At 48.0% G+C, this 12,112-nt stretch carries 9 protein-coding genes; all 9 read right to left on the bottom strand.

Annotation, left to right across the window (positions count from 1 at the left end):
* Positions 1-7 precede the first annotated feature (7 nt).
* Complete coding sequence (locus AB4Z17_RS08010; protein ID WP_441959134.1) at positions 8-1,324, bottom strand: LLM class flavin-dependent oxidoreductase; 1,317 nt, start codon at positions 1,322-1,324, stop codon at positions 8-10.
* Positions 1,324-2,658 carry an LLM class flavin-dependent oxidoreductase gene (locus AB4Z17_RS08005; protein WP_441959132.1) on the bottom strand — a complete coding sequence of 445 codons (1,335 nt, stop codon included), beginning with the start codon at positions 2,656-2,658 and terminating at the stop codon, positions 1,324-1,326. Before AB4Z17_RS08005 ends, AB4Z17_RS08010 begins: the two co-directional genes overlap by 1 nt.
* 198 nt (positions 2,659-2,856) lie before the next feature.
* Positions 2,857-3,831, bottom strand: coding sequence for a carbohydrate ABC transporter permease (locus tag AB4Z17_RS08000; RefSeq protein WP_441908525.1), 975 nt, complete (start codon positions 3,829-3,831; stop codon positions 2,857-2,859).
* A gap of 23 nt (positions 3,832-3,854) precedes the next feature.
* Positions 3,855-4,721, bottom strand: coding sequence for a carbohydrate ABC transporter permease (locus tag AB4Z17_RS07995; RefSeq protein WP_076269028.1), 867 nt, complete (start codon positions 4,719-4,721; stop codon positions 3,855-3,857).
* Positions 4,718-6,988 (bottom strand): DUF5696 domain-containing protein, encoded by a 2,271-nt coding sequence (locus tag AB4Z17_RS07990; RefSeq protein ID WP_441959130.1) that lies wholly within the window; start codon positions 6,986-6,988, stop codon positions 4,718-4,720. The genes AB4Z17_RS07995 and AB4Z17_RS07990 overlap by 4 nt, the downstream gene beginning before the upstream one ends.
* Entirely contained in the window at positions 6,985-9,138 is a 2,154-nt protein-coding gene (locus tag AB4Z17_RS07985; protein WP_441959128.1) for an SMP-30/gluconolactonase/LRE family protein, read from the bottom strand. Before AB4Z17_RS07985 ends, AB4Z17_RS07990 begins: the two co-directional genes overlap by 4 nt.
* Positions 9,139-9,150: 12 nt before the next feature.
* Complete coding sequence (locus AB4Z17_RS07980) at positions 9,151-9,954, bottom strand: carbohydrate ABC transporter permease (protein WP_441959126.1); 804 nt, start codon at positions 9,952-9,954, stop codon at positions 9,151-9,153.
* 48 nt (positions 9,955-10,002) lie between these two features.
* Positions 10,003-10,899: a carbohydrate ABC transporter permease gene (locus AB4Z17_RS07975; protein ID WP_441959124.1), complete on the bottom strand. Its 897-nt coding sequence runs from the start codon at positions 10,897-10,899 to the stop codon at positions 10,003-10,005.
* The coding region (locus AB4Z17_RS07970; RefSeq protein WP_441959123.1) for an ABC transporter substrate-binding protein at positions 10,889-12,112 on the bottom strand (1,224 nt) is incomplete at its 5' end. The genes AB4Z17_RS07970 and AB4Z17_RS07975, both read right to left, overlap by 11 nt.

Below are 12,112 nucleotides of genomic sequence, written 5' to 3'. Positions count from 1 at the left end.
TATTTATTTATATTTGCTGAAGATGGCGCGTATTGGCGGGACGCTGTAGCCCTAAGCTGTCACGAAGCGTCTTGCCTTCATATTCGGTACGGAATAATCCACGGTTTTGCAGCTCTGGAATGACCTTGTCTACAAAGGTCTCAAGCCCTGTAGGAAAGAGCTGCGGCAGCACGTTGAAGCCATCAGCCGCATGGTTTTTAAACCATTTTTCAATAAAATCCGCCGTTTGAAGCACAGAACCGGTAAACGTGATATGCCCATGTCCTCCATTGCTGCGATAAAGAAGCTGGCGAATCGTAAAGCTTTCTCTGCGCGCCGCATCGATAATGACCTCCTGCCTGCTGCGAATGCCGTTGAACTCCTCAGCAGGCTTGGCTTTCTCCAGCGGCACCTGCGCATCCAGCGGATAATCATTCAAATTCACCGTGAATCGCTCCGATAAGCTATCAAGCGCACGCCTTGTATCTACAAAAGCATGCAGCTCCTCCTCAATCTCGCGCGCTTCCGCTTCCGTATCAGCCACAATCGGAGCGAGCCCTGGCAAAATAACAAGCTCATCAACCGTTCTCCCATACTTCGCCAAACGTGATTTCACATCGTAGTAGAAGGCACGGCCTGCATCGAACGTTTGCTGCGCCGTAAAAATAACCTCCGCCGTTTTCGCTGCCAGCTCCTTGCCTTGCTCGGAGGAGCCTGCTTGCACGAGCACCGGATATCCTTGCGGCGGACGCGGAATATTGAGCGGTCCCTTCACCGAATAGGTATGTCCTTTGAAGTTGATCTCGTGCACCTTATTTGCATCCAGCAATTTACCCGCTTTTTTATCGAAAATAAGGGCGTCGTCTTCCCAGCTGTCCCATAGCTGCTTCACCACTTCCACGAACTCCTCGCCCGTCTCGTAGCGCTGCGCATGCTCTGGGTGTTCGTCTCTGCTGAAGTTATGGGCAGCTGAGCCAGCACCCGTCACGATATTCCAGCCAGCTCTGCCGCCGCTTATATGATCCAGCGAGGCGAATTGCCTTGCGACATGGAACGGATCGTTATATACGGTCCCGACTGTCGCAATCAAGCCGATATGCTCCGTTACAGAAGCAAGTGCYGCGAGCAGCGTAAACGGCTCCAGCTTGCTGCCGCCGCCTGCATATCCATCTGCTAAAAATACGGAATCCAGCTTGCCACGCTCAGCGATTCGAGCCAGCTGCCCTAAGTAATCAATGTCCAGCTCCAAATCCGGACGAGCATCTGGATGCCGCCAAGCTCCCGCATGATGGCCTGTCGCTCTCAAAAAAACGTTCAAATGAACCTTTCGACTCGCTTCACTCATTAGGAATGCACCTCTTCTTCCGTTTTTTTGGCCTGCCAGCTATTTGTAGGCCTCGTTAAGCCTAAATTTCCGCGCAGCGTTTGCTCTTTATAGGAGGTACGGAACAATCCGCGATTTTGCAGCTCAGGGATAACTTTGTCGACAAAGCGCTCCAGCCCGCTCGGATACACCTGCGGCATCACATTAAAGCCATCGGCCGCCCCATTCTTGAACCACTTTTCAATGACATCGGCCAGCTGCAGCGGTGTACCCGTAAAAGTAAAATGCCCTCTTGCCCCTGCTAAGCGATTGATCAATTGCCTGAGCGTCGGCTGTTCGCGTTCTACTAAATCCAAAATAAGCTGGTGGCGACTCTTCATGCCGCTTACCTGATCTGTCGTTTGTGCGCCATCCAGATTGACAAGGTCATCAAGCGAATGATTAGACAAATCAACGCCTAAGCGGCCCGATAACCGCTTAATCGCTCCTTCATGATCGATAAGCTCAAACAGCTCATTTTCCAGATCCTGCGCCTCTGCTTCTGTATCCGCCAATATCGGACTAAGTCCAGGCAATATTTTCAGCTGATCCGTCGTCTTGCCATACTTCGCCAAACGTGACTTCACATCTTTATAAAAAGCTGCTGCCTCCTCGAAGGTCAGTTGAGCAGTAAAAATGACCTCCGCCAGCTTAGCGGCAAATTCCTTGCCCGTCTCAGATGAGCCCGCTTGGACGAGTACAGGATAACCTTGCGGCGGCCGCGCGATATTAAGCGGTCCCTTTACTTTGAAATACTTCCCGGCATAATCAATCGTATGAACCTTGGCTTCATCAATAAGAATGCCGCTTATCTTGTCATTTGGCAGCGCGTCATCCTCCCAGCTGTCCCACAGCTGCTTGACGATCTCTACAAATTCCTCCGCTGATTCATAACGATCATGATGCTCCGGATGCTGCTCCCTGCTGAACTGCTCTGCAGCAGGTCCCGCTCCCGTCACGATATTCCAGCCTGCGCGACCCTTGCTAATATGGTCTAAGGAAGCAAACTTTCTTGCGATATGAAACGGTTGATTATAGGTCGTTTCTACCGTTGCAATTAAGCCGATATGTTTGGTTGCCGCTGCTAATGCTGACAGCATGGTGAACGGTTCAAGCGATCCCGATCCCGCCCAGTAGCCATCCGCCAGAAATACAGAATCGAGCAAGCCGCGTTCGGCAATTTGAGTCAGCTTTAAGTAGTGTTTAATATCAATACCTCGCTCCGGCTGCGTATCCGCATGCCGCCACGATGCTTCATGATGGCCTGATGCGGCCAGAAACGCATTAAGATTTAGTTTTCTTTCCAATCCACTCATCGCACGACTCCCCTTAAGTTATTTTCGAATGAAATAACTTTGTTCAATTCCCCAAAAAAAATAGCCAGAGCTGCCCTAAGGCAATCTCCGGCTATCCGGTCGATAATTTCCAATTAAATCAATTGGTTTTATAAGGATTATAGTAAGTGCTAAGAATTTATCATCTCAACTTCGTAATGTCAACGTTTTTTTGATTTACTATTCTACTAATCCTGTCCGTTCTACCCCTTCAATGAACCACCGCTGAGCGAACAAATACACGACAAGCAGCGGCATAATAATTAAGAAAGAGGCCGCCATCTTGATCGCTTCGGCATAAACGGTAATCTCCCCTGCCCCTTCAGCCAGCTTCATCTCGCCAGCCATTCTTGCCAGCGTAATGGAGAGAGGTACGTTCTCCGCAGTAAACATAAAGAGTGACGGAAAGTAAAAATCATTCCAGTTCCAGACGAAGGAAAATAGTACAACCACAACGGTAGCCGACCTCGACAGCGGAAACATGACGCGGAAGAACAAGCGGAAAGGGCCTGCGCCGTCCATTCGCGCAGCCTCGTCCAGCTCTTTGGGCAGTGTGGAATAGAAGGATCGATAGATGATTACGAACATCGCTCCTTTCAAGCCATGGCCAAATAAAGCGGGGACAACCATCGGCAAAAACGTGTTCAGCCAGCCGAACTCTTTAAAGAGCATGATCGATGGCAAAATCGTAATTTGCGGCGGCATAATAAACGTAAACAACAGCAGAGCTCCCCATACTTTTTTGAAGGGGAACTCCAGCCTTGCGAACGCATAACCGGCAATTGCACAGGAGAATACCTGCAGCACCGCAACGGAAGAAGCCAGCGAGACGCTGATGAGGAAACTCTTCGTGTAATTCAGCATTTCACTCGCCTGCTGCAGATGCCCCAAAAATATGGACCGCGGCACCCAAATAACGGTTGGGTCAAGAATGTTTCTCGCATCCTTCACCATCGTCGTCACCATGTATAGAATCGGCTTCATATAGATGAAGGCGACATTGATCAGAATAATATAAACAAACAGCTTGAAGAGAATGCCCTTATCTATTTCTGCTCCAAGCAGCCGATACCTGAGACCAATCAAGCTTCTTCGCAGCTTTTCATCGCTATATAGATTAGTCGCAATCTCATTTCCTTTTTTCACAATTTTCATGAACGCTCACCTCTCTTTCCCGCTTATCGTTTTCCTGAAAGCGACTTATCCACTCGGCTGTATAGCAATAAGGTCAAGAGTACGAAAGTTAGGATGATTAAGAAATAGATCCATGCCAAAGCGCTGGAGCTGCCATAATTGCTCGTATTCACTCGGCTGACAATCGGATTGGAAGGGAAGGTGAATAAATCGACTACCGTGTACATTAAGTTCAAAAAAATATAAGGGACAAGTCCGGGCAGCGTTATTTTCCAAAACGTATTCCAAGGTCCCGAGCCGTCAATGCGGGAAGCCTCGTACACAGATGCCGGCAGCGTCTGGCGTCCCGCGAGAAAAATAAGGATTTGCACGCCTGAATACCAAAGGACAAGCACAAATGAGCTCATAACCTTTTGAATCGGAGCCGCCCATGATCCCGGAACATATTCACGCAAATAATAGTCGATACGCAGCGTCTCCATAATGCTGAGAGAACCTTCTCCCTGCGCAATAAACTCCTGCACGATCTGGCCGGAGGAGAAAATAACAGGCAAAAAGAAGATAACCCGAAACAGCGTTCTGCCTGGAAAACGCAAATTAAGCAAGATGGCGACAAACAGGGAAAAGACAAGAATGATCGGAATCATCATGGCTGACTCCCTTAGAAACGGGAACAGCTCCTCATAGAGCAAGCTTCCGTTCGCGATCAATATTTCCCGGTAATGGCTGAGTCCAATAAATGTATAGTTGACGCTGCTCACCGTAATTTTCACCTGATGAAAGCTCATATACAGCGAATAGCCGAGCGGGAACGCCACAAAAACGAGGAAGCCAAACACCCAAGGCGCGATAAACAGGGAGCCTTCGAGCTTCCTAACTGTCGTATTTTCCAGCTTGCGACTCCATCTCATGGCTTCGTTCCTCCTTTTATGACGACAAAGTCTTTTGCTGGAACGATAATGCCATCCTTGCTGTAATCGGTCTGATTATAATTGACGATGATACGATAATCGCTGCCATACTCTGTTTCCTTCACATTTGGAGCGAGCGTACGATGTCCCGTAATAAACTGCTCCTGCACAGCTGCAAGCGCCTCATTGGTTTTGGCATATTCAGCTCGTAAATGATCGATCCAATCCTTATAGTTCAAGCTGTAATACCAGTAGGAATAGGAATTTTTCAAATCAGCTGCCTTGTCGCCGCTAAGCACATAAGCAGGGTAAGCCCCATATTCAATGCTGCGGAGCAGCTCATCATCGAACTCATCGCGCAAATTAGACCATTCCAGCGAATAYGTGCGCAAGCCATGGAGAACGATTTGGGCAAAAGGAATCGCTTCACTGATGAAGACATCATACGAATAATCAGCGGTTAGGCGATGGACATGATCGATTTGGGCTAGCGCATAGAAATTCACATTATTCGCCGCAAGCGACCCGAGTGCTTCCTTGCTCTTGTTCAAAATGCTGCGCTGTACATCGACAACCTCTGCCCTGCTCGCCGAGTATCGGCTGTTGAAATCCGTATTGACCTGCTTGCCGATGCCATCCTCGAAATAGATGCCGTCAGCTCCCAAGCTTTTATAGCTGTTCAAATCGGCCGAGACTACCTTCTCATAGAACCTCGGGCTTACAAACTTCGCTGCGTCCTGGTCCTCATTTCCCCTTTCCTCCAGCACCGTTCCTGCCAAATTGCGCAAGCCGTCGCGTCTCCACCAGAACCGATCGTCGCCATTCGTATTGAGCGTATAATTCGCCGTCAAATAAACCGGAATATTCAAGGTATGAGCGAAGGAAATAAAGCTTTTCATCCCTTTGTTTCCACCTAAGCGCTTATCTACAGGAAAGTAGCCGCCATGCGTGCTGTAACCGTCCTGCTGCCACCCTGAGAATTGAATTTGCAGATGCTGAATCCCGCTGTCATAAATCGAACGAACAAGCTCGGTCGCCTCTTCCGTCGTGGTCGCTTTTAAATATGAATCTGCAAAAAGCCCCTTCTCGATGTCTGCGCCTACAATGTCCACAAACAGCGGAATGTCCTTTTTATTTGTTTCCAGCGGTTTTACACCCTGCTCTTGAATCAAATAATTGCGATAAACCTCTGCCATGCCAGCATAATCACTTTTATTAGGGAGCAGTGGATAATAACGCGTTGCGCGAGCATTCGTTATAAACTTATCGCCGCTGTATGTATAGAAGCCCTCACCCGTGCTCTTGCTTACACTTTGGAAAAACTTCTTCCGATACTGCCATTCGGTCGTCACCCAGTTCGAGCGGCCCACCGCGCCTGACGGCGCTGCATAAACATTCGCGAACGCCTCCCCTTCAGAGATAATCGCAACAAACGCCTGATCCCCTGACTTTAAGCCGAATACAGGCATCGTAATCCCCTGTCTGCCTGTATTTTCGTTGTAATAGGATAGATCCTGCCCATAAACACTTTCATTGTAGGTCAACTGCTGCATCAATCGCTCTGCCTCAAAATGGATCAACGAGCCGGAGCCGTCCGGCAGCAAAAGGTAACCCTCCTGTCCAGCAGACGGCTGAGCCCCAAACAAAGAGTATAGCTTAATATTCAATAAGCTTAAAGCGCCTTCGACGATTCCCTCATCCAAAATTCTCGTCTCTACATAGTCCTTGTGCAGACGCACCTCAATCGGAATTTTCAACTGCACCTTCGGCAGCACGAAGGTGACCGAGAATCCATTTTCCGCAGCCTGAAAGTTTTCCAAGTAACCTTGGTTCTCGATTAACCCGGCAGTTACAGAGGAGGATTTGTAGTTTTTAGCATTTACGTATTCAATAATGACGGGAGAGGTTAAATTATTTTTCCACGTATTCGGTACCGTTTCTTCCTCCCAATACTTCGGCTCTGGATAAGAACGCCATATCTTCCCTGTCGCTTTATTGATGACTTGGAAGTGAGCTGATGCCTTATCTACAAGCAACAGTAATTGGTCTGATTCTGCGATTTGCTCGAAATTTGCTTCAACTGGCAATCCCGCTTTATAGGGAACGGTGCCTTTCGTTTCAAATAGATTTGCAGCATCTACGGCCACGGCAACGGATTTACCCCATAACCCGACCGCCACAAGAGCAAACCATCCTATACCGGTCAGCAAAACAGCAAAGAGCAGCAGCTTCATAACGAGCTTTATGTTTATTTTGCGTACAGTCATCGGATGATCACCTCCTGATATAAGGAATTAATAAAGTTGACCAATTCTATGCTTAGGCTAATTAAGATGAAAATGAGAATGACAATAATAGCAAGCGCAAGCAACGATAGTAGAATAATAAAAATAGCTTCAATAAAGGTATAGTTGTGTATGCCTTGCACCATCCATATGAACAGAAAAACAACCCATAAAACGATAAACAGCTTCAAAAACTTAAAGATCGCCAGCTCGTTTAAGGTCAGCACATTGGAGAGTAGAGTTACAGGTATACCGATGAGAATAATCGGAAATAAGGCGTAGCAGCTGCCATAAAATACGTCTCGGAACCGTCCCTCACCTCTAAGAAGCGAGCTGATCAAATAGTTGGAGACGACAAAGCCGAGCCAAATTCCAATAAATTGAATCGTAATGGGAAACAAATCAATACCGACATGCACGGCCGGATTGAAGACAAAGCTTGTGCCCGCCTGTATATATCCGTACGATGCTAGTGCAAATATAAGTATCAGTATGCTGCTTAACCAACCTGCCTTGTTTTCGTACCGAATAGCATAGAAGCCGTCTACAGGATGTTTTATTAAATAGAACATATGCTGCAGCTGTTCAAGTATCGGATGCCTAGCACTGCGTTTAGCTGACGATTTGCCTTTTAAGCGAAGCTTTTTGGATAAAGCATTCCATAGAAGATACACGACGCCGAGCACGAGCGCCATATTCATGAGGACGCCAAAGTGCTTCTGAAACCATGTCAACCGATTTTGCCAAAAGGATTCTGAATAGCCGCCTACTACGCCCGCCTGATAAAACAGCTGCTCCGACCTTGCGTACTCCTCTTTTTTGTAAGCGGCCTTCGCCAAACCGATCAATGCCGGTGTATATTGTGCATTTAAACGATGAACCTCGCTCCAGAGCGGCTCGCTTTGCTCGTATCTGCCTTCCTGCGTTAATTGATTCGCTTCATGGACGAGATGGCCGAACTCAGACAGTCGCAGCACTTGAATGAAATTATTAACGCTGTCCAGCACGAGCAGTTCACCCTTGGAATTGCTCGCAATAGCTGCTGGCGCTTTGACGATTCCTGTCTTGGACGTAGCGGTAATGACATCCCCGCCCCAGAAAAACAACAGATTGCCATTCGAATCATATTGGCTAATCATATTGCCTACAGAGTCGATCACAGTAAAGTTGCCGGCAGCATCCACCGTAATATCATTGAGCTGAGGACTTACACTTTGCCTCGTTCTGTGAAATACCTCTCCGTAAGAACGCACCGGCTGCAGGGCGGCGAATTCCCCTTTGCCTACCAGCTGGTCGAGACCCGCGATGTTGAGCTTTTTGACCTGATCCGAGCTAATTTCCTTCGTCACCGTATAAATAAATCCGTTCTTGTCTATCGTTGAGCCCGCAATAGCTCCAGGCAGCTTCTTCAGCTCCCTTTGATACATTTCCCGCGTATATACAAATCGCTTAAATGCGTCAAACAAAGAGAAGCTTACGCGATTCGGCCCAAAAAAACTAATGAAATTGCCCTCTGGATCCAGCTGCACCAAGCCTTGAAAAGCGCCAAGCGTCGTTACATAAATAAAGCCGCGCTTATCTACAATGAGGTTAACCGGATCATACTTGAAAGCCGGCGGCAAATAGCTGGACTCCGGACGGCCAAATGCTTTTAGCAGCTTGCCTTCTTGATCGAGCCTTACGACCCGGTTGTTGCCGGTATCAGCAACGTAAATCTCTCCAGCTTCATCGACATAAATGCCGCTTGGCTTCTTGAGCGGGCTTTCTGTTACTTTGATTTCACGAACATATTGGCCGTGCTCATCCAAGTGTACGATTCGATTATTGCCCGTGTCTGCAATGTAGATATGGTCCTTATCATCCACAAATAGATCCTTGGGCTGATTAAGCTGCAGCTTTGTTTTCCCTTCGGCTCCCGCAGCTTGGTTTGCTTCCGTAATCTCAACATCCGTGCCAATAATGCCAGCAGGAATGTAAGCCGCTTGCGTCTTCACCAGCTGTCCGAATCCATCCTTATAGTAGGTTTCGTACGGTAACTGCGAGGCTGTGGCCGGTGAGATGGGCCAAGCTATGTAAATCGCCGTAATCAGGATTATAATGATCGGACGAATCCGCAGCCTCCTGTTCTTCAAACGATTTCCCCCTTATTTAATACCGGAATGCGCCATTGTCGAAATGACCTTGCTTTGCAAAATAACAAAGAAAATTAAATTCGGAACGAGCATAATAAGCGCTGCTACAGCAGCGGCGCCTTGACGCGCCACATTGTTCGCCAAGTTATTGGTTAATGTCGATAGGAAAAACGGAAAGTTTTTCATTTCATCGTCCTGCATAAACAGCATCGATGTCTCCACGTTGCCCCAAGAGTTCTGAAAGGCGAGGATCGCAACGGTCGCGATGGCCGGCATACACATCGGAATGACGATTCGAGCAAATACGATCAATTCGTTTGCCCCGTCTATTCGTGCAGCCTCCAGCAGTGAATCAGGAATCTGATCCACGAATTGCTTGAGCAGGAACACGCCCACCGGCAAAGCAAGTACGGGCAGCAAATGCCCCCAGTACGTATTCATAATGCCAAGGTGGCTGACGACCAAATACCTCGGAATTTGAATAACCTCCGGTGTAAACATYAGCATCAGAATAATCGTAGCAAAGATGAATGCGCGGCCTGGAAAAGGATGTTTTGACAGCGGATAAGCGCAAAGCGCACTCACAGTCGTCACGCCAACAACACTCGCAGCCGAAATGAACAAGCTATTGAACAAATAGCGCGATACCGGAACGATTGAGTTGGACGTTACCCAAAAGAGCTCAACAAAGTTCTGAATGTTCGGCTCCTTCACAAAGAAGGTCGGCGGATAGACGAACAATTCATGATAAGGCTTGAAGGCATGATTAAAAATATAAATGATCGGCAGGATCATGATGACGGATAGGATGAGCATGAACAGATTAAAGCTTATTTTTATACCAAGGCTTGATTGTTTCAGCTGTTACTCCTCCTTCGTACCGAACAATCCCCAGCTGAGCTTGTTCGCGAAATACATAAATATAAGAAGAAACACCGAAACCGTCGCCGCATAACCCATTTCAAAACGGATGAGACCATAATCGTTAATATGGTTCACGATCAAATGCCCGGCATATTCCGGCGTCGGGTTTTGACCGGAAAGCTCAACACCAATGGATCCGGTCTTAAAGGTCGTAACGATCGCCATCACGGCGCCAAACAGCATCTGCGGCTTCATGGACGGAATCGTAATATACCATAGCTCCTGTATGTTGTTTCTGATGCCATCGATTCTTCCTGCCTCATAAAGTATCGTATCCACGTTAAGAATACCCGCCAGCATTGCTAGGAAGCCTACACCCATGCTCGACCACAACGTGACGACGATCATCGAGTTCATAAGAAACTCTGGACTTGTCACCCATAGCTTTGGCACGTCGATAAGGCCTGCTTTTAATAGAAAGCTGTTCAAATAGCCAATGCGATCGCCCGACAGCAAGGGAAGCCAGATAATCGTCATCGCTATGCCAACGGTAAGCGATGGCGTATACATCGCAAGCGCCACCCACTTGCGAACGCCGCCGCGCAGCCGTGAAATAAGCCATGCGAGCAGGAAGGAGGCAGCATAGCCGCCGGGACCAACAATGACAGCAAACTTAAATGTATTGGGCAGCGCATATTTTAGGAACAGCAGATCCTGCGCGATCAAATACTGAAAGTTGCTCCAGCCAATAAAGCGAGGAGGCTCAATCCCGTTGTAATAGGTAAAGCTTAAGCCTACGGCGGCAAGAATCGGAATAACAATAAACAGAGCGAAGCATATCAGAAACGGCGCGATAAACAAATACGAAATACGATACGACCATAATCTACTCCACATAACGATCAATCCCTTCCCAAGGCTGATCGACAATAGGAATGTCCAGCTTATTCACCTGTTCGCCTCGCTCATTAATGTAGCCAAATTCCTGCTGCTTCCTTAGAAGCTCGCGGTTAATATCCCGAACGGCTTGCTCCAAGGAGGACATATAATTCGCTGTTCCAACAACGGATCGATTCCATGCATTATGAATCTCGCGTTCCAAGAAATATCCGCCGGGCACATTCGGAATATCCTTATACCATTTCCACTGGTTCAAAATAATTTCAGCATCCTCCTTTTTCCACGGCAGATGCGTGAAGGCTTCCACGTTGGACGTATTCCAGCGGAAAGCGACGCCATTGACCGCTTCCAAGTCAGAGCCGTATTGCTCCTGCACCTCGGCTGACAACCACCACTTCAGGAATTGCCATGCCTCTGCTTTTTTATTGGACTTGTCAAAAATGACACCCGTACGCTGCCCACCGCCAGCCCAGCGGCTTATCGATCCGTCCGCCTGCTTCGTACCAGGAATAAGCGCGATGCCCCAGCGGCCATTCAGCTCAGGCGCAGCAGCCGAAAGCTGCACATACATGTTGTAATCCGATATGCCGATTGGCATCGTTCCGCTGCGGAAATGCTGGTAGAAGCTCGGCACCTCCCGCTCCACAGCGTATGTATTAAATAGATCCGTCCACTGCTTGAAGGCACGATATGCTTCTGGACCATCGAGACCCGATTTCACACCGCCGGGTTCATAAAACTCCACGCCGTTTTGATAGAAAAAATGCGTAAACTCCTTCGGATTTACGTAGAAGTTCATGAAGTTTTGCTGCAGCGTAGGCAATAGCTGATAAATGTCCTCCCATGTCTCGGGAATTTCAGCTCCTATGCGCTTCAAAATATCCTTGCGATAATAGAGAACTTGGAACGACTGCGTTTCCGGCACGCCATAATAACCGCCATCGTAGTGCAGCGGCAGCCATGATCCCGGACTGAACTTCGGATACAGCTGATCAAAGTCTTCAAACTCGCTTAAATCCTGCAGCGTACCGCGAATGGCATAATCGACCGGCAAATCCTGCGTCAAGCCAAGGGCAATATCCGGCTGCACGCCAGCTGCATTAGACATAAGCAACAGCTCAGCATTTGGAAGCAGGTTCACCTTTACCTCAATGCCTGTTTCTGGCGTGAACGACTCATCTGCAAGCTGCTGCAGCTGATCCACATAATC

Source organism: Paenibacillus sp. TAF43_2 (genome assembly GCF_052113545.1).
GTDB lineage: Bacteria > Bacillota > Bacilli > Paenibacillales > Paenibacillaceae > Pristimantibacillus.
Note: the sequence above shows the minus strand (reverse complement) of the source record. Positions and strands in the feature narration are given on the sequence as shown.

Coding starts and splice junctions, on each gene's coding strand:
- AB4Z17_RS07995 (WP_076269028.1), bottom strand. CDS start 4,721: ATGAGATGGAGTCGCAAGCTGGAAAATACGACAGTTAGGAAGCTCGAA.
- AB4Z17_RS07975 (WP_441959124.1), bottom strand. CDS start 10,899: ATGTGGAGTAGATTATGGTCGTATCGTATTTCGTATTTGTTTATCGCG.
- AB4Z17_RS08005 (WP_441959132.1), bottom strand. CDS start 2,658: ATGAGTGGATTGGAAAGAAAACTAAATCTTAATGCGTTTCTGGCCGCA.
- AB4Z17_RS08000 (WP_441908525.1), bottom strand. CDS start 3,831: ATGAAAATTGTGAAAAAAGGAAATGAGATTGCGACTAATCTATATAGC.